The 18,161-nt window shown below is 63.5% G+C and carries 18 protein-coding genes; 10 read left to right on the top strand and 8 right to left on the bottom strand.

What is annotated here, in order from left to right; translation table 11 throughout:
• The first annotated feature begins 60 nt into the window (after positions 1 to 60).
• The 3 genes from NO934_RS03605 to NO934_RS03595 all read left to right on the top strand — a co-directional run bounded on the left by NO934_RS03605 (position 61) and on the right by NO934_RS03595 (position 4,437).
• Positions 61 to 1,713: an electron transfer flavoprotein-ubiquinone oxidoreductase gene (locus NO934_RS03605; protein ID WP_309162327.1), complete on the top strand. Its 1,653-nt coding sequence runs from the start codon at positions 61 to 63 to the stop codon at positions 1,711 to 1,713.
• A 139-nt stretch (positions 1,714 to 1,852) separates the two neighbouring features.
• The gene (locus NO934_RS03600) at positions 1,853 to 3,562 is read left to right on the top strand and encodes a tetratricopeptide repeat protein (RefSeq protein WP_309162325.1); all 1,710 of its coding nucleotides are present in this window, start codon (positions 1,853 to 1,855) and stop codon (positions 3,560 to 3,562) included.
• Positions 3,562 to 4,437 carry a 4-(cytidine 5'-diphospho)-2-C-methyl-D-erythritol kinase gene (locus NO934_RS03595; protein ID WP_309162324.1) on the top strand — a complete coding sequence of 292 codons (876 nt, stop codon included), beginning with the start codon at positions 3,562 to 3,564 and terminating at the stop codon, positions 4,435 to 4,437. The genes NO934_RS03600 and NO934_RS03595 overlap by 1 nt, the downstream gene beginning before the upstream one ends.
• A 22-nt stretch (positions 4,438 to 4,459) precedes the next feature.
• Here NO934_RS03595 and NO934_RS03590 read toward each other — a convergent pair whose 3' ends face one another.
• From NO934_RS03590 to NO934_RS03580, 3 genes are all read right to left on the bottom strand, one after another.
• The gene (locus NO934_RS03590) at positions 4,460 to 6,340 is read right to left on the bottom strand and encodes a DUF2207 domain-containing protein (protein ID WP_309162323.1); all 1,881 of its coding nucleotides are present in this window, start codon (positions 6,338 to 6,340) and stop codon (positions 4,460 to 4,462) included.
• 5 nt (positions 6,341 to 6,345) lie between these two features.
• Positions 6,346 to 6,900 (bottom strand): LemA family protein, encoded by a 555-nt coding sequence (locus NO934_RS03585; protein ID WP_309162322.1) that lies wholly within the window; start codon positions 6,898 to 6,900, stop codon positions 6,346 to 6,348.
• Positions 6,901 to 6,983: 83 nt separating this feature from the next.
• The gene (locus NO934_RS03580; protein WP_309162321.1) at positions 6,984 to 7,910 is read right to left on the bottom strand and encodes a glycine--tRNA ligase subunit alpha; all 927 of its coding nucleotides are present in this window, start codon (positions 7,908 to 7,910) and stop codon (positions 6,984 to 6,986) included.
• A gap of 134 nt (positions 7,911 to 8,044) precedes the next feature.
• Here NO934_RS03580 and NO934_RS03575 point away from each other — a divergent pair, with 134 nt between their 5' ends.
• Together NO934_RS03575 and NO934_RS03570 are read left to right on the top strand one after the other, a co-directional pair.
• A complete protein-coding gene (locus NO934_RS03575) occupies positions 8,045 to 8,299 on the top strand; it encodes a type II toxin-antitoxin system prevent-host-death family antitoxin (protein ID WP_309162320.1) in 255 nt (84 codons plus the stop codon).
• The gene (locus tag NO934_RS03570) at positions 8,296 to 8,562 is read left to right on the top strand and encodes a Txe/YoeB family addiction module toxin (RefSeq protein WP_309162319.1); all 267 of its coding nucleotides are present in this window, start codon (positions 8,296 to 8,298) and stop codon (positions 8,560 to 8,562) included. The genes NO934_RS03575 and NO934_RS03570 overlap by 4 nt, the downstream gene beginning before the upstream one ends.
• 3 nt (positions 8,563 to 8,565) lie before the next feature.
• Here the strand turns inward: NO934_RS03570 and NO934_RS03565 are convergent, their stop codons facing one another.
• From NO934_RS03565 to NO934_RS03555, 3 genes are read right to left on the bottom strand one after another with little or no spacing between them, the layout of a single operon-like run.
• A complete protein-coding gene (locus NO934_RS03565; RefSeq protein ID WP_309162317.1) occupies positions 8,566 to 8,787 on the bottom strand; it encodes a hypothetical protein in 222 nt (73 codons plus the stop codon).
• 1 nt (position 8,788) lies between these two features.
• Complete coding sequence (locus NO934_RS03560) at positions 8,789 to 9,658, bottom strand: S49 family peptidase (protein WP_309162315.1); 870 nt, start codon at positions 9,656 to 9,658, stop codon at positions 8,789 to 8,791.
• Positions 9,659 to 9,704: 46 nt separating this feature from the next.
• The gene (locus NO934_RS03555) at positions 9,705 to 10,415 is read right to left on the bottom strand and encodes a methyltransferase (RefSeq protein ID WP_309162314.1); all 711 of its coding nucleotides are present in this window, start codon (positions 10,413 to 10,415) and stop codon (positions 9,705 to 9,707) included.
• Positions 10,416 to 10,576: 161 nt separating this feature from the next.
• Here NO934_RS03555 and NO934_RS03550 point away from each other — a divergent pair, with 161 nt between their 5' ends.
• The 5 genes from NO934_RS03550 (at position 10,577) to NO934_RS03530 (ending at position 16,705) form a co-directional block, all read left to right on the top strand.
• Complete coding sequence (locus NO934_RS03550; protein ID WP_309162313.1) at positions 10,577 to 11,596, top strand: polyprenyl synthetase family protein; 1,020 nt, start codon at positions 10,577 to 10,579, stop codon at positions 11,594 to 11,596.
• A gap of 3 nt (positions 11,597 to 11,599) precedes the next feature.
• Entirely contained in the window at positions 11,600 to 12,067 is a 468-nt protein-coding gene (locus NO934_RS03545) for an SRPBCC family protein (RefSeq protein ID WP_309162312.1), read from the top strand.
• A gap of 75 nt (positions 12,068 to 12,142) precedes the next feature.
• A complete protein-coding gene (locus tag NO934_RS03540) occupies positions 12,143 to 12,370 on the top strand; it encodes a DUF4287 domain-containing protein (protein ID WP_309162310.1) in 228 nt (75 codons plus the stop codon).
• A 1,203-nt stretch (positions 12,371 to 13,573) separates the two neighbouring features.
• Entirely contained in the window at positions 13,574 to 15,670 is a 2,097-nt protein-coding gene (gene glyS / locus NO934_RS03535; RefSeq protein WP_309162309.1) for a glycine--tRNA ligase subunit beta, read from the top strand.
• 54 nt (positions 15,671 to 15,724) lie between these two features.
• Positions 15,725 to 16,705: a DUF808 domain-containing protein gene (locus NO934_RS03530; protein ID WP_309162307.1), complete on the top strand. Its 981-nt coding sequence runs from the start codon at positions 15,725 to 15,727 to the stop codon at positions 16,703 to 16,705.
• On the opposite strand, the gene rnhA is transcribed toward NO934_RS03530, so the two are convergent.
• Both rnhA and ispH read right to left on the bottom strand, forming a co-directional pair.
• The gene (rnhA, locus tag NO934_RS03525; protein ID WP_309162306.1) at positions 16,706 to 17,167 is read right to left on the bottom strand and encodes a ribonuclease HI; all 462 of its coding nucleotides are present in this window, start codon (positions 17,165 to 17,167) and stop codon (positions 16,706 to 16,708) included.
• Positions 17,164 to 18,138 carry a 4-hydroxy-3-methylbut-2-enyl diphosphate reductase gene (gene ispH / locus NO934_RS03520; protein WP_309162304.1) on the bottom strand — a complete coding sequence of 325 codons (975 nt, stop codon included), beginning with the start codon at positions 18,136 to 18,138 and terminating at the stop codon, positions 17,164 to 17,166. Before ispH ends, rnhA begins: the two co-directional genes overlap by 4 nt.
• Between the last annotated feature and the right edge of the window lie 23 nt (positions 18,139 to 18,161).

Genomic DNA, 18,161 nt, shown 5'->3' with positions numbered 1-18,161 from the left:
GGCGATCCTTGTTATGTCACACCGGCGCAAAGCCTGCCACCTCACTCGGGATGCCAAACGATGACCGACGCGATCGAACGCGAGACCATGGAAACCGGCGTGGTGATCGTCGGCGCCGGCCCCGCCGGTCTTTCCGCCGCCATCGCGCTCAAACAGAATTCGCCCGATCTCGAAATCGTCGTCGTGGAAAAATCCGCCGATATCGGCGGACACATCCTTTCGGGCGCCGTCATGGATCCCGCCGGGCTCGATGCGCTCATCCCCGATTGGCGCGAGCAGGGCGCGCCGGTGGGGCCCGCGGTCACCGAGGACAGTTTCGTCTACCTCACCGAAAAATCGGCGATCACCTTTCCCAACCTGCTGATTCCGCCGATCATGAAGACCAAGGGTGCGGTGATCATCTCGCTGGGCGATCTCTGCCGCTGGCTGGCCGAGCGTGCCGAGGCGCTGGGCGTGGATATTTTCCCCGGCACCGCCGCCGCCGATTTCATAACCGGCGAGAATGGTGAAATCCTCGGCATCGTCACCGGCGATATGGGCATCGCCCGCGACGGCACGCCAAAACCCACCTTCACCCCCGGCATAGAACTGCGCGCCAAATACACCCTGATTGCCGAAGGCGCGCGCGGCTCGCTTGCCAAGCACCTGATCCGCAAGTTCGGGCTCGACGAGGGCCGCGCGCCGCAGAAATACGGTCTGGGCATCAAGGAAATCTGGGAGATCGATCCGGCAAGGCACCAGCCTGGCAAGGTCGAGCACTTCATGGGCTATCCCCTCGACAGCGCCACCAGCGGCGGCGGGTTCTGCTATCACGCCGGCGACAACCGCATCTATCTCGGGCTGGTCGCCCATCTCGACTATGAAAACCCCACATTCTCGCCCTATGACGAGTTCCAGCGCTTCAAGCGCCATCCCCGGATCGCCGGGCTCCTTGAGGGCGCGACCTGCATCTCCTATGGGGCCCGGGCACTCACCTCGGGCGGCTGGCAATCGATCCCTAAGCTCGCCTTTCCAGGCGGCGCGCTCATCGGCTGCTCGGCGGGCTTCATGAACGTGCCGCGCCTCAAGGCCATCCACAACGCCATCCGCTCGGGTATGGCCGCCGCACGGGAAGTCGCCGCCGCCATCGCGGCCGGCCGCGCCAACGATGCCATCGAGACGCTGGACGAGGCGGTGCTCACGAGCGGCATCCGCAACGATCTCTACCCTGTTCGGGCGGTAAAGCCGCTCTGGTCCAAGCTCGGGATTTACGTCGGCGTGGGGCTGGCGGGTGCCGACATGTGGGTGTCGAGCCTCGCCAGGCGCTCCCCGCTGGGCCGGCTGGTTTTTGACAAGCCCGATTTCGCCAGGCTCAAGCCGATCTGCGAAGTGACCCCGATCGCTTACCCCCGCCCGGACGGCAAGACCACCTTCTCGCGCTCCGAATCGGTTTACCGCGCCAACATCGCCCATGACGAGGACCAGCCGGTTCACCTGCGCCTCACCGACCCCGACATTCCGATTCGCGACAACCTGCCCAAATATGGCGAGCCCGCGCCGCTTTATTGCCCGGCCGGCGTCTACGAGGTGACCGAGGAGGGGGGAGAGCCGGTTTTCCGCATCCACGCCCAGAATTGCGTGCACTGCAAGACCTGCGACATCAAGGACCCGGCGCAAAACATCAACTGGGTCCCCCCCGAAGGGGGAAGCGGCCCCAACTACTCGGGAATGTGATGCCTCCCGCGCTTGCAGCGCGGGCGCGCTTGCGGGAAAAGATCACGTTAACCGATACGCCCAACAATCGACAATCTTGCCGCGTTTGGCTATCGAACCGAGGGTATAAGGCCCGCAAGCGAGGAGTTCGGGAACAATCGTGCTAAACCTCTTCAAACGGCCGATCCACGTACTGATCGTTGCCGCGCTTTCCATCAGCGTTCCGGTATCTTCGCCCCTGGCGCAGCAGGAAGTGCTGCAGACCGCCCCCGGCGGCAGCGCGGTGGGCAGCTATCTAGCCGGCCTCGCCGCCCTGGACGCCCTCGATGCGGACCGCGCTGCATCGCTGTTCGTGGAGGCCGCCCGCGCCGATTGGGACAACGAGATCTATTCGAGCCAGGCTTTCCTCGCTTACCTCCTGGCTGGAAACATTTCCGAAGCCGCCTCGATGGCCCAGCACGTGCTCGACCTCAACCCCGATGACGAGCTGGCGCATCTGGTGCTGGGCACGGTGGCCCTCAAGCAGCGGCGCTATGCTTCCGCCGACCAGATGCTGTCGCGCGTTCCCGAGGCTTCGCTGATCGGCATCATCGGCGGCATCACGCGCGCCTGGGCCAAGGTGGGCGAAGGCGATCTCGCCGCCGCCAACGACATTCTCGACAGGGTGGCCCAGGGCGGATTCGACGAATTCATCGTCTTCCACCGCGCCATCATCGCCGATGTGGCCGGCGATCGGGAAACGGCCATCGAACTTGCCCGCCAGGCCTATGAGATCGACCCGCTCGTGCCCCGGATCGCCGAGGCCTATATCCGCATTCTCGGCAATGCCGGCCGGTTCGAGGACGCTCAGGCCGTGCTCGACCATTTTGCTTCCCAGGGCATCGAGCATCCTGTGGTCGACGTCCTGCGCGACCCCATCGCCGAGGGCCGCCGCCCCGGGCTTTTCGCCGGCTCGGTGCAATCGGGCGCTGCCGAAATGCTGCACGGGCTGGGCACCGCGCTGGCCCGCGATGGCTCGCTCCAGCTTGGCGTCGGGTTCCTCCAGCTCGCCACCTATCTCGACCCCGAAGCCTCGATCATTTCGATCTCGCTGGGCGAACTGCTCGCCAGCGCCGGCCAGTACGATACCGCCGACGAGATCTTCTCCGCCGTGCCGTCCGATTCGCCCCTCTACGTGAACGCGCTGGTGCGGCTTGCGGAAAATTTCGACCTGCGCGGCGACCGGGACGCGGCGATTTCCCGCCTCCAGAACATCACGCGTTCTTACCCCGACAATCAGGAAGTCTTCGGCATTTTGGGCGACACCCTGCGCTATGACCAGCGCTGGGAAGAAGCCGCCGCCGCCTATTCGGAGATCATCGAGCGGCTCGATCCCCCACGCCGCAACGATTGGCGCTTCTTCTACGTCCGCGGCATCGCCTATGAGCGGGCCGGGGAGTGGGATCTGGCGGAGGCCGATTTCCTCCAGGCGCTCGAGCTGTTCCCCAACCACCCTGACGTTCTCAACTATCTGGGCTATTCCTGGGTCGATCGCGGCATGAACCTCGAGGAAGCGCTCGGCATGATCGAGCGGGCCGTCGAGCTTGCGCCCATGAACGGCTACATCGTCGATAGCCTTGGCTGGGCCTTCTACAAGCTCGGGCGGGTCGATGAGGCCGTCGAGGTGCTCGAAAAGGCGGTGCAGATCCTGCCTGCCGATCCCGAGATCAACGACCACCTAGGGGACGTCTACTGGACGGCGGGGCGTGAGCGCGAGGCCATGTTCCAGTGGCGTATCGCCATCGATGTCGATGAGGATGGAGTGGTCACCGAGCGGGCGACGCCCAAATTGCTCAACGGGCTCGACCCGGACGCGCCGATAGAGGATTGATGCGCGAACCGCTCAGCGAGCCCGCCCCGGCCAAGGTCAATCTTGCATTGCACGTCGTGGGCCGGCGCGAGGACGGTTTTCACCTTCTCCATACGCTCTGCGTCTTTACCGAACTGGCCGATCTGGTGACCGTCACGCCAGCCCGGCGCGACCGGCTGACGCTGTCGGGCCCGTTCGGCGCCGACCTGCCCAATGGCCGCTCCAATCTCGTTCTGCGGGCGCTGGAAAAATATCGCGCGCGTTTCCCCGATCACCTGCCAGAAGGCATCGAGATCCATCTCGAAAAGCACCTGCCCGTCGCGGCCGGGCTGGGTGGCGGCTCGGCCGATGCGGCGGCGGTGCTGCGCATCCTCGCCCGTATGAGCCAAACCCCGCCCGCCGATGCCGAGCTTTTCGCCCTGGCGGCAACGCTGGGGGCGGATGTGCCCATGTGTCTCTTAAGCCGCCCCTGCGAGGTTGGCGGCATCGGCGAGGAAATCATCCCCCTGCCGGATTTTCCTCAGATGCATCTGGTCCTGGTCAATCCGCTCGAGGAAGTCTCCACCCCGGACGTATTCCGCAAGCTCTCCAAAAAGCACAATCCGCCAATGCCGGACATGCCCGATCCGATCGAGCGGGCTGCGCTGCTCTCGCTCTGGCTTGCCGATACCCGCAACGACCTCGAAGAGCCGGCTACCCAGCTGGTACCAGCCATCGGCACCATCATTGCGGCCATCGCCACAACGCCGGGCTGTGTCACCGCCCGCATGTCCGGCTCGGGCGCCACCTGTTTCGGCCTCTACGGCAGCGCCGCCGCGGCACACCAGGCCGCCCACGATCTGCGGGAAACATTCGCCGGCTATTGGGTAGCGGCAACGCCGCTGCTGGATGCGTGACCGGGTAGAGGCCGAGCCAGGTCTACCAGCCGCCGCCACCACCGCCGCCACCGCCACCGCCGGAAAATCCGCCACCGCCCGTGCCCGACGAACTCGAAGCCTGGGGCTGGGAGGCGATCATGGCCGCACTCAATCCGGTGGCGACCCCGCCCATGGTCTGCGCGAAACTTCCCGCCGAGAAATTCCCGCCGCTATACCAATGCGGAGAGTACCCGGCCGGCGCATCCCGGACCGCGCTGCGGGAGAGGTCGTTCTCGAACCGTTCCGACCACGGCTTTTCTACCCCCAGCGCCATGGCATAGGGGAGGATGGTCTCAAAGCGGGCGACGCTCATTTCGGGTTCGTCCTGGAAGTTGAGCCGCTCCTTTTCAGCCGTATCGAGATACATCCTGAACCCCTCGATCTCATCCATCACCTTGCGTCCATGCACGGTGGGTGCGCGCATCAGGATGCCGAAAAGCAGGGTGACCGCAATGATGGTGATGGCTGCAACGAAGGGAAAGTCGATCCAGCGGGCGTCGAAAACATCGACGGCGAAGGCGCCCGCATTGAACAGAAAGATGCCCACAATGGCCGCTGCCAGAAACCGCCCGATACCTCTCCCCTGCCAGAGGGTGCGCGCGCCCAGCCCGACGCTCGAAAGAAAAATCGCGGCAAAGGCGGTAACGAACACGAAGACCGGATCGAGAACGCCCAACAGCACCATGATGACCAGGCTGGCGAGCCCGATCGCCACCCCGATGATCGTATAGACCAGATGGTTGTTGAAATAGACCTGGCGGTTCTCGGCCTCGAGCGCACCGATAAAGGCGGAACGGGTTTTGTTGAGACGGGGGCCGGACGTCTTGTCGATCGTCACCGGGCTCATGGATTTGAGATCGTTAAATATCACCGCCTCGCCGGGCGGCAACGTCTGTTCCGGCTGTTTGCCGGTAACCGTCAGCGTCGTCTTCTTTCCCGCCTTGCCGATTTCGACCAGCTCCTTGACCGCCAGGGACACCAGCGCCGCCGAAAACGCCGCCCAGCCCGAGTTGCTCCAGCCCATGCGGTGGACGTAGTGGACCAGCGCGGGGGAAAAATCCTTGGGCGGATAAAAGCGCGGGATGATGACGCCCTTGGCCGGATCGCGCCCAATGGCGTTCCATGCCAGCCCATTGTAGGCGACGACGATCAGCAGCAACACCAATGGAACCACATAGTCGCGGTAATCCGAAAGCCACAACAGTGCGGCATCGGTGCCTTGCGGCGGAACCAGAACGCCTTTTTCGAACGCCACCGAAACCGTGAGGCCCTCGCGCGGCGCCAGCGGCCGGGTGAGGGTGAACCGGGCTTCGTTGTCGCTCAACCGCTCGTTTCGTGCGTCCGCTCCCGCTCCGCCCTGGCTGCCCGTATAGGCGTTGAGTTCGGTAATCTGTGCGCCGTTGGGCAAGCGCACCAGGGCAGTGGCCGCGAGGATCGGAAAATCCCAGTAATTGCCCGTCGCATTCCAGTAAAATTCGTCGTGATCGGCGAACATGCGCGCCGCCCGATCCATGCGATAGGTGATCTGGTACTCGTGAATGCCGGGGCGGAGCAGGGCGTCTGCCGACCCGATCCGGATCCGCTGTCCGCCATCGATGCCCTCGACCTCATAGGGCTCGCTCGCCCCGTTGCGCATCACCGAGATCACCTCGAACGGCAGCCGGATCGTCCGGCCATCGGGGGTGGCAAGGCGTGTTGGCACATCGCGGAAAATGCCGCGCCTTATGCTGTTGCCTTCGGCGTTAACGGTGATCGTCTCGGTAATGGTAACCGAGCCATCCACCGCGACCTCGAAGGTCACGTCGAACTGCCGGATTTCCTCTCGCGCCAGCACCGGGCCGGCGGTAAGGACGAGCAGCAGGGCGAAAAGCAGTCGCACCATTGCCGTCAGAATTTGACCTGCGGAACGGCGCGATCGGCTTCGTTCTCCAGCTCGAAATATTCGGCCTTTTCGAACCGGAACGCGCCGGCAACCAGATTGGAAGGGAACGATTCCACGGCGATGTTGAGATTGCGGACCGCGCCATTGTAATAGCGCCGCGACATCTGGATTTCGTCTTCCACCGTCTGGAGCGCGGTCTGGAACTCGATGAAATTGGTGTTGGCCTTGAGGTCGGGATAGGCCTCCGCCACGGCAAACAGCCGCCCCAGTGCACCTGACAGAAGCCCTTCGGCGTGACCGCGCTCGGCGGGCGATCCGTTCTGCGCCGCCTGCACCGCGGCACGCGCATCGGTCACCGCCTGCAGCGTCTCGCGCTCATGGGCCATATAGCCTTTGACGGTTTCGAGCATGTTGGGAATGAGATCGGCGCGGCGCTTGAGCTGCACATCTATCCCCGACCAGCCCTCCTCCACAAGCTGCCGGTTCCGCACCAGCATGTTGTAGACATAGATGGCGTAGCCGATAACGGCCACGGCCAAGATCAGGATAATCCATTCCATCGCCGCACTCTTTCGCCCGCGTCCCCGATGCGGGGAGAGTGGCACCATGGGCGCGTAAGATCAACGGGTTGGAACGACCGGCTTTAGGCTGCTCCGCCGCCGGCGGTTTTCAGCCACGCCTCGCCGCAGGCCTTGGCCAATTCGCGAATGCGCAGGATATAGCTCTGCCGCTCGGTCACCGAGATCACCCCGCGCGCGTCGAGCAGGTTGAAGGTGTGGCTGGCCTTGATCACCTGCTCATAGGCCGGCACCGCCATGGTCTGGCGTTCGCCATCCACTCCCTTGGCAAGGATCGCCTTGCATTCATCCTCGGCGTCCTTGAAGTGCCGGAACAGCATCTCGGTATCGGCGGCCTCGAAATTGTATTTCGAGAACTCCTGCTCGTTTTGCAGGAACACGTCGCCATAGGTGACTTTTTGGTCTCCATCGCGGCCGTTGAAATTGAGGTCGTAGACGTTTTCGACCCCCTGCACATACATGGCCAGCCGCTCAAGCCCGTAGGTGATTTCCCCCGGCACCGGCGAGCATTCGAACCCAGCCACCTGCTGGAAATAGGTGAACTGGCTCACTTCCATGCCGTCGCACCAGCACTCCCAGCCCAGCCCCCAGGCGCCCAGCGTGGGGCTTTCCCAATCGTCCTCGACGAACCGGATGTCATGCAGCTTGGCATCGAGCCCGATCGCTGCCAGCGATTGCAGGTAGAGCTCCTGGATATTGGCCGGCGAGGGCTTCAAAATCACCTGGAACTGATAATAGTGCTGCAGCCGGTTGGGGTTTTCCCCATAGCGCCCGTCCGTCGGCCGTCGCGACGGCTGCACATAGGCCGCGTTCCACGGCTTGGGCCCCAGCGCGCGCAAGGTCGTCGCCGTATGGAACGTCCCGGCGCCCATCTGCATGTCATAGGGTTGCAGAATGACGCAGCCCTGATCCGCCCAGAACTTCTGCAGTGTCAGGATAAGCCCCTGGAACGAATTCCTGGGGTCCATATGGGGCGAAACGGCGTCGGTCATTGTCGATCGTCAAATCCTACAAGTGAAGCGGCGCGACCGTAGTTGGGGCTCGATGTGCGGTCAAGCGGTCGCGAGATTGCTTGACTTGTACAGGTCTGCGTACATATATAGCTCTCGCAACGCAGGAGCCACCAATGTCGGTGATGACCTATTCCGATGCCCGGGCCAACTTCAAGGATGTGATGGATCGCGCCATCAACGACCATGAGGAGGTGGTGGTGACCCGCCGCAAGGGTGAAGCTGTCGTCGTGGTGTCGCTTGAAGATTGGTCGGCGATCAACGAGACGCTGTATCTTTTGTCGACCCCCGCCAACGCTCAGGCCCTGCGGGAGTCCATTGCCGAGCTCGACGCCGGCAAAGGTACCGAACGCGATCTCATCAAGCCGTGAGGCTGGTCTTTTCCACCGGCGCGTGGGACGATTATCTGCACTTCCTCGAGCACGATCTCGAACTACTGCGCAAGATCAACGATCTTTTGGAGGAATGCCGCCGCCACCCGTTCAAAGGAAGAGGAAAGCCCGAACCGCTCAAGGGCGATCTCACCGGCTGGTGGTCGCGCCGCATCACGCGCGAACATCGCCTCGTCTATAGGATATCGGGTTCACGGGAGTCGCAGGCTCTCGAAATCGCCCAATTGCGCTTCCACTACTGAGGTTTATTCCTTCCCCGGCCGGTAGACCCCATCCTCGCCGCGCTCGAGCGTCACGACGCCTCCCGATTTCACCTCGGCCTTGTTGCGCTCGATCTGCGCCCGCCGCCGCGCTTCGGTCTGGGCATCGTCCTCGGCGAATTTCTTGCGCCAATCGCGCAGGATCGACCGAACGCCCAGTCCGATCAGCAGCACCACCAGCAATGTGACGAGAAAGCTCAGCGACATATCACAGCCCCAGACGTGACCAGAGCGCCCGGTCCTCCACCCGGGCCAGCAACTCGCCGGCCAGATCGGGCGAAAGGCTCGCGGAGAGCCCGAAGCTCGGAAGCTGGATCAGCCCCTTCTTCTGGCTGATCGGCTTGACCTGGTAGTCCTTGCCGAACCGCTCGCGCAGCGTGCCGTGCAGATTCCCCAGCGTATCCACCAGCCCCATCGCCACGCCGCGCTTGGCCGTCCAGAATTCGCCTGTGAACACCTCGTCATCGGGCAGGGCGATCTTGCCCCCGCGCCGCGCCTTGACGTAGTCGATGAACACTTCGTGGATATCGAGCTCCATCCGCTTGATCCGCTCGATATCCTCCTCCTTCTCCGGCAGGAAGGGATCGAGCGTCGATTTGTTCTGCCCTGCCGTATAGAGCCGGCGCGTGACGCCAAGCTTTTCCAGCGCCTCGACGAACCCGAACCCGGCATAGATGACCCCGATCGAGCCCACCAGCGAGGAGGGGTCGGCGATGATCTCGTCGCCGGCCGTCGCGATGAAATAGCCGCCCGAAGCGGCCGCATCCTCGACGAAGACCAGCACCTTCTTGTCGTTTTCCGCCGCAAGCTGGCGGATGTGCTCGGCGATCAGCCGCGATTGCACCGCCGATCCGCCCGGCGAGTTGACGACGATCGCCACCACCGGCGCTTTCTTGATCGCGAACGCCTTCTTGAGCATCGGCGCGACGCTGGCGATGTTGAGCCGGCCGGGTTTGAGTTCGTGGGAAATCACCCCCTGCAGCCGCACCACGGGAATGATCGGCCCTCCATTGCCGAACAGCCTTTTATACCAGGGACGCTTGGGGGCGTCGGTTTCGGTGTCGGCCAATGCGGTCATGATCCTCTCCAGCGGGGCTTTGTCGCTTCCATTTAGGCATTGATTTCTATTCCTGCCAGTCCAGCCGCGCCTCTCCGCGCAGGATCGATCGCACCGGTTCGGCAAACCTGTTGCCGCTTTCCCCATGCACCACCAGTGGCGGCAGCAGCCGCATGGGCGCGCGCGAGCCTTTTCGCCCCCGCACGAGAACGCGGCTGGCGGGCTGGCCTGGGCGGGATGCGATCGGTAGCACGTTTATTGCGCCCATGCGCGCATCGAACGCGGCCAGAAGTTGCGGCAGCACCTGGGCGAGATGGATGAAGATCACCTCGCCCTTGGCATGGGCGCACGAGACCGCCGTGCGTATCCAGCCACCCACTTCGCCATCCGTGTGCCGCGCCGCCGCCCGGCCCGGATCGGGCGCCTGCGTTCCGGCCTCGAAAAACGGCGGATTGGCGATCACCACGTCGAAGCTGTCGGTGGCCAGTCCCAGCGCCCGGCGTTCGGCTCCTGTGGCCGTGGCGTTGATTTCCAGAACATGGGCGCGGTCCGAAAGACCGTTGGCGGCGATGTTTTCCGTCGCCAGCGCGGCCATGTCGCCATTGTTTTCGACAAGCGTTGCCGAAAGGGCATCCGAATGAGCGAGGGCGCAGAGTGCTGCCACCCCGGCGCCGGCCCCCAGGTCGAGCAGTCGATGCGTCCCCTCGGGCACGCTGGCGCCCAGCAGCACCGAGTCGAGCCCCGCGCGAAATCCCTTTTCGGGCTGGATTATCGACAATTTACCACCAAGAAACGCATCCGCCTTGCGCTCTTGGCGTTTTACAAATCCGGGCGGCTGGTTTACCGACATAGGCGCAACAGTCCTGCTGGTGTTCGGGCCAGTATTAAATCACTGCGTCAAGGCGGGCCAGCGCGCGCCTTACTGGAGAATGTAGGCTCATGGCGGTTGAGAATCTGGCGCCCAGACCCGTGGACGATGCCTCGGCTGTGATCGATCACCTGACCGGGGCAACCGCCGCAGGCATGGAGGCGGTCAATCGCCTGATTCTGTCGCGCTCCGATAGCCCGGTGGATATGGTTCCCGAAGTCGCCAATCACCTGATCGAGGCCGGCGGCAAGCGCCTGCGCCCCATGCTCACCCTGGCCGCTTCCGCCCTGTTCGGCCGCGCCCGCGGCAATGAAATCCGCTTCGCCGCCGCCGTCGAGTTCATGCACAACGCCACGCTCCTGCACGACGATGTGGTCGATGAGAGCGACATGCGCCGGGGCCGCCCCGCCGCCCGCACCATCTGGGGCAATCAGGCCTCGGTGCTGGTGGGCGATTTCCTGCTCGGCCAGGCATTTTTGATGATGGTGGAATCGGGCGATCTTGAGGCTCTGGGCGTGCTGTCCCGCGCCGCCGCGATCATCGCCGAGGGCGAGGTCTTCCAGCTCGCCAAGGCCGGAGATCTTTCGACGACGCCCGAAGACTACGAAAAGATCATCCACGCCAAGACCGCGACACTCTTTGAAGCGGCCACCGAAGTGGGCGCCATGGCCGGCGGAGCCGACAACACCGCCCGACTGGCTCTGGCGAGCTATGGCCGCGAGCTGGGCATGGCCTTCCAGCTCGTCGACGACGTGCTCGATTATGGCGGCGCGCGCGGCGCCCTGGGCAAAAACACGGGTGACGATCTGCGCGAGGGCAAGATGACCCTGCCGATCATCCTCGCCCTCCAGCACGCCACCGCCGCCGAGCGCCGCACCATCGAAACCGCGCTTGGCAACGCCAACTCCGGCGATGCCGAGCTGGCCGAAATCGGCGCCATCCTCACCAGTTACGGAACGTTGCGCGACACCATGGCCAAGGCCGAACGCCACGCGGAAGCCGCCCGAGCTGCGCTCGCCGACATCCCCGCCTCGCTCGAGCGCGATATCCTCTTCGGCGTCCCCGAATTCTGCACGGCGCGGGCTTACTGAGCCATGACCGGGGCAGGGCGCACCGATACTGCTTCGCGCCTTATCCATGCTTCGTCCGAACTCGTCTACGCCGCCATGATCGATCCCGACGCGCTTGTCGCCTGGCTGCCGCCGGAGGGCATGCGTGGGGTCATGCACGCCTTCGATGCCCGCGAGGGCGGCGGTTATCGCATGGAACTGATCTATGGCGATCCCGCGCCAGCCTCGGCCAAGAGCACTGAGAACTCCGATATCGCCACCGCCCGCTACGGCGCCCTCGAACCTGGCCGCCGCGTCGTCCAGTACATCGATTTCGATTCCGAGGACGATGCCTTTTCCGGCACCATGACCATGACCTGGTCGCTCGCACCCGAGGGTGAGAGCACATTGGTGACCGTCACCGCAGAAAACGTCCCCTCAGGCATCTCGGCAGCCGACCACGCCGCCGGCCTTGCCTCCAGTCTCGCCAATCTGGCGCGGTACGTCGAATAATTTCCCAATCGTCTGTCGGGTGTACGCGCTATGGAACGTCCTGGCTTGTGACACGTCCAACGCAAGGGAACAGCAATGTCGTTTCAGGGATACCTCAACACCATCAAGACCAAAACCGGTCTGGGGCCGGACGATTTCATGCGCATGGCCGACGCACGTGGCCTGTCGGAAAACGGACGCCTCAAACCCGGCATCAAGGCCGGCGCGGTAGTCGAATGGATCAAGTCTGATTTCGACCTCGGCCACGGCCACGCCATGGCCATCTACGCCCTGCTCTCGGGCAAACGCGCACCCGAGGCATAGCGCAGGTCGCGGCATGGGCAGTAATCGCTCTCCGTTGAAGGTCCCGCACCTCTCCCGCACCGCCGGCAGTCTTCCGGATTGTCGGGTCAAGCCCGACAATGACGAACGAGAGGTGGAGTGCCGAAAAACGTTTGATGTTTTCATTCACCTCCTCCACCCCCACCGTGTCCCCGGACTTGACCCGGGGCAAGGTATGCGGGCCGCCCTCGGCTCTTGCCGCGGCACCGCCCCACTCTCGTCGTCTTCGGGCTCGACCCGGAGACCCGCAAGACCTCCACGCCCTCGGCAGGAGTGTGTCCCCAAACCTCTCCCGCACCGCTGGCAATGCTGCGGATTGCCGGGGCTTTCGCTGAAAGCGAAAGGTCGGATGAGGAGTGCGTCGAGCTTCAGCAATCACCATGGTGACTGTTGATATGCTGTCCCCTCATCCGACCGCTTCGCGGCCACCTTCTCCCACCAGGGGAAGGGTAAGAGGAACAAACGCCAACACGGAGCTTGCGGGATGCCCCAAACGCTCCCCCAAAGAGCCCCCTTCTCCCCTGGTGGGAGACTTCGAACCGTCCTTTGGCCAATCGTGCCGGTGGCACGATTGGAGGTGAGAAGGCCATGAGAGCTACGCTCGAATGGCAGGGGATGAGGGGGGCGCTGAGCTTCCACAGACACCCGCGCCAAAAACTTATCCCCGCCCTCTGCACTTCCCCCATACTCCCTCCACGACCCCGCGCATATGGACGCAAGCGCTACGAACGTTTGGGCGGGATCGGTTCGGGTTCCTCACGGGTCGCCGTGGGGAAGGCCCAAAGCGGACAGATGGCCGGATGTGGATAAAAGGTGTGAGCGGACCACCAATCCAATCACTCCCACGTCGCACCGGGGAAACCCGGAGGGGCAGCGAGGGGACGGCCGGGAGGTTGGCAGAAAAAGTGGTCCCCACTTTTTCGGTTCGACCAACCGACCCACTAAAAACTCTCAACAACCCCCAGCCCGAGAAGCCGCCATAAGCCCAAAATCCCGGACGCATGGGGCGATGGAAGCTTCATACTAACAAATACAGCACGAGGCGTTCATCGCCCCATGCCGTCTATCCAGTCATCGACCGAGGCCCAAGGACCGTCGGGCATCTCCGCATGCGCCAATGGACATTTTCCCGCTCCCCTGCTACCCGTTCGGCCCGCACGAATTCCAGTTTCCAAGGCCCCGACCATGCCCGAATTGCTGCTTGAGCTTTTCTCCGAGGAAATCCCCGCGCGCCTGCAGCGCCGGGCGGCCGAGGACCTCAAGAAGGCCGTTACCGATGCGCTGGTCGAAAAGGGGCTGGTCTATGAAAGCGCTGGCGCCTTCGCGACCCCGCGCCGCCTCGCCCTGACGGTCACCGGCCTGCCCGCCGCTTCGCCGGACACCCGCGAGGAGCGCAAGGGCCCCAAGGTCGGCGCGCCGCAGCAGGCGATCGATGGTTTCCTGCGCGCCGCCGGGCTCGAAAGCATCGATCAGGCCAAGGTCCAGTCCGATGAGAAAAAAGGCGATTTCTACGTCGCGGTGATCGAAAAAAAGGGCGCTCCCGCCCTCGACATCCTCAAGGACGTGCTGCCTTCGACCGTCAAATCCTTCCCTTGGGGCAAGCCCATGCGCTGGGGCAGTGGCCGGCTCGAATGGGTGCGCCCGCTACGCGCCATCACCGCAACCTTCGGCCCCGAAGGTGAGGAGCCCGAAATCGTGTCCTTCGAACTCGATGCGATTTCCGCGGGCAACACCACATTCGGCCACCGCTTCATGGCGCCCGATGCCATCAAGGTCCGCCGCTTCGACGATTACGTGCAGGCGCTCGAAAAGGCCAAGGTCGTCCTCGATATCGACCGCCGCAAGGAAATCATCAAAACCGACGCCGAACAGCTCGCTTTCGCCCAGGGGCTGGACCTGATCGTCGATGAAGGCCTCCTCGAAGAGGTGGCCGGACTGGTCGAATGGCCGGTCGTCATGATGGGGACGTTCGACGAAACCTTCCTCTCCGTGCCCGAGGAGGCGATCATCGCCACCATCCGCGCCAACCAGAAATGCTTCTGCTTGCGCGATGCGGCGACCGGAAAGCTTGCCAACAAATTCATCCTGACCTCCAACCTCATCGCCGAGGACGACGGCAAGACCATCGTCGCGGGCAATGAGCGCGTCATCCGCGCCCGGCTTTCCGACGCCAAATTCTTCTACGAAACCGACCTCGAAGCTCCGCTCGCCGACAATTTGCCCAAGCTCGAGGACGTGGTCTTCCACGCCAAGCTCGGCACCCAGGCCGAGCGCGTCGCGCGCATCGAAAAGCTCGCCGCCGAGATCGCCCCGCTGGTCGGCGCCGATGTGGAAGACGCCAAGCGCGCCGCCCGTCTTGCCAAGGCGGATCTTCCCACCGGCATGGTCGGCGAATTCCCCGAACTGCAAGGCCTGATGGGCCGCTATTACGCCCTGGCTCAGGGAGAAAAGCCCGAAGTCGCTACCGCCATTGAGGAGCATTACAAACCCCTCGGCCCCTCCGACCGCGTGCCGTCCAACCCAGTCTCGGTCGCCGTCGCCCTGGCCGACAAGCTCGATATTCTCACCGGCTTCTGGGCCATAGACGAAAAGCCTACGGGCTCGAAGGATCCGTATGCGCTGCGCCGCGCTGCGCTCGGTGTGATCCGGATAGCGCTGGCTGCTAAAATGCCGAGTGGACTGCGTCCTCTTGTGACGGATCATTTAGGCACTATTCCAAACCAGAATGCCCGTGACCGCGATGTAACCACCGAACTGATGGACTTTATGGACGAACGGCTCACTGTACAGTTACGTGATGAGGGAATCGCTCCCGACATCGTGGTGGCCGTGCGGACCACAGGCTCCCTCCTAACAGGTTCGTCAGTTGTGGACATGGTCAGCAAAGCCCAAGCTTTGGGCTCGCTCCTCGATACCGAAGACGGCAAGGCGCTTCTCGCCGGCTATAAGCGCGCCGCCAATATCCTCGCCGCCGAGGAAAAGAAGGACGGCAAGACCTATACCGGCGACATCGACTCCGCCACCCCAATGGCCCCGGAGGAAAGTGAACTCGCATCGCTCATCGGGATGACTCATGACGGCGTCGCCGCCCGCTTGGCCAAGGACGATTACGCTAGCGCCATCACGGCCCTCGCCGGCCTTCGCGCCCCGGTCGATGCGTTCTTCGACAAGGTGCTGGTCAACGACCCCGACCCGGCGATCCGCGCCAACCGCCTCAACCTCCTCGCTCGCCTGCGTGACACGATGCATCTTGTCGCCGATTTCGGTAAGGTGGCAGGGTAGGGAACCGGTCGAACGAAACTTGGTTATCTAAGCCCCTGCCACACGGAGCATCCCATGAGCGTCGGTCTTCTCGCCCTTCTCGATGACGTCGCGGCCCTTGCCAAGGTCGCCGCTGCTTCCCTCGACGATATCGCCGGCCAGGCGATGAAGGCGGGCGCCAAGGCCGCCGGGGCGGTCATCGACGATGCGGCGGTCACCCCGCGCTATGTCCACGGCTTTTCCGCCGATCGCGAATTGCCCATCGTGGGCAAGATCGCCCTGGGCTCGATCAAGAACAAGCTGATCTTCCTGCTCCCGGCCGCGCTGATTCTTTCGTTTTTCCTGCCTTGGCTGATCAATCCGCTGCTGATGATCGGCGGTGCCTATCTCTGCTACGAGGGTGCCGAAAAGCTCTACGCCATGATCGCGCCGCACGCGGCCCATGGCCATGAGCAGAAGGTCGAGCCTGCGGCGGCCAACGCCCAGGCGCTGGAAGAAGAAAAGGTGGCCGGTGCCATAAAGACCGACTTCATCCTCTCGGCCGAGATCATGACCATCGCCCTCTCGACCATTCCCGCCGGCAACGTGGTTTATCAGGCCGTGATCCTCTTCGTTGTCGCCATCGGAATCACCGCCGCCGTCTATGGCGGCGTGGCGCTGATCGTCAAGGCCGACGATTTCGGCGTCTACCTCGCCAAGAACGGCCGCACAGGCTTTGGCCGCGCCTTCGGACGCGGCATCGTCAAGGCCATGCCCGGCTTCATGCAGACCCTTGCCATCGTGGGCACTGCCGCCATGCTCTGGGTGGGCGGCGGCATCATCGTCCATGGCTTGGCCGGCATGGGCTTTGATTGGCTCGAGCACGTGATCCTCGATATCGCCCATGTGGTCGAAGGCGTGATCCCGGCCATCGCCGGGGTCCTCCACTGGCTCACCGAAGCGTTCCTCTATGGCGTCCTGGGCGTGATCCTGGGCTTCATCCTCATCCCAGTCGCCGAACACGTCATCGCGCCGGTGCTGGGCATGTTCCGCAAGCAAAAGCCGGCGGCGCATTGATCAGCCGGCGGCAGCCTTTCCGTTCTTCTTGAACGGCGCCATACCTTCATTGGCCAGCCGGTCGGCGCGCTCGTTGAGGTCGTGGCCGGCATGGCCCTTGACCCAGTGCCAGGTCACCGTATGGCGCTTCACCGCCTCATCGAGCGCCTGCCAGAGTTCGACATTCTTGACCGGCTTTTTGGCGGCCGTCTTCCAGCCATTCTTCTTCCAGGAATAAAGCCACCCCTGAATGCCGTTCTTGACGTACTGGCTGTCGGTATAAAGCTCCACAGCACAGGGGCGCTTGAGGGCGTTGAGCGCTTCGATGGCGGCGGTCAGTTCCATCTGGTTGTTGGTGGTATCCGCCGCGCCGCCCTTCAACTCCTTGACATGCCCGCCATATTCGAGCACCGCCCCCCAGCCGCCGGGGCCGGGATTGCCCGAACACGCGCCGTCGGTGTGGATGACGACGGTTTCGCTCAACGCCCGCTCGCCTCTTCGAGCTGGCGCAGCACGCGGGGGATGTTGAAGGCGATGTTTTCTTCCGCCGTCACCGCGATCTCGACATTGACGTCGAACCGGTCGGCAAAGGCCTCGATGACTTCCTCGACCAACGCTTCGGGTGCTGATGCGCCCGCCGTGATCCCCAGCGAGGAGATGCCTTCGAACAGGTTCCAGTCGATATCGTCGGCCCGCTGCACCAGCACCGAAACCTTGCAGCCGGCCCGCTCACCCACTTCGACCAGCCGCATAGAGTTCGATGAATTGGGCGCACCCACGACGATCATCGCGTCCACCTTCGGCGCCACGGCCTTCACCGCTTCCTGCCGGTTGGTGGTCGCATAGCAGATGTCTTCCTTGTGCGGCACGGCGATCTGCGGGAACCGGCTCTTCAAAACCAGCACGATGGCGCTGGTGTCGTCCACCGAAAGGGTGGTCTGCGTCACGAGCGCAAGGTTGTCGGGATCGCGCGGCGTAAAGGCTTCGGCGTCCTCGACCGTTTCGATGAGACTTATCCTCCCCGGCGGCAACTGGCCCATAGTGCCGATGACTTCCGGGTGGCCCTTATGACCGATCAGAACGATATCTCGCCCTTCTTCCGCATGCCGCTGGGCCTCCACATGCACCTTGGTGACCAGGGGGCAGGTGGCGTCGAGATAGAACATGTTGCGGTGCTTGGCCTCGGCCGGCACCGATTTGGCGACCCCATGGGCCGAAAAGATCACCGGCGCTTCGGTTTCTTGCGGGATTTCCTCGAGCTCTTCGACAAAGATCGCGCCCTTGGCGCGCAGGCCATCCACGACGAATTTGTTGTGCACGATCTCGTGGCGCACATAGACCGGCGCTCCATACTTCTTGAGCGCCAGATCGACGATCTGGATAGCCCGATCGACGCCCGCGCAAAAGCCGCGCGGCGCGCACAAAAGGATGTCGAGGGAGGGCTTGTCGGTCATGGCATTCACATGCGTGCTGGCAC

This window comes from Pelagibacterium sp. H642, assembly GCF_031202855.1.
Lineage (GTDB): Bacteria > Pseudomonadota > Alphaproteobacteria > Rhizobiales > Devosiaceae > Pelagibacterium.
This window is presented reverse-complemented; position numbering and strand designations above follow the sequence as displayed.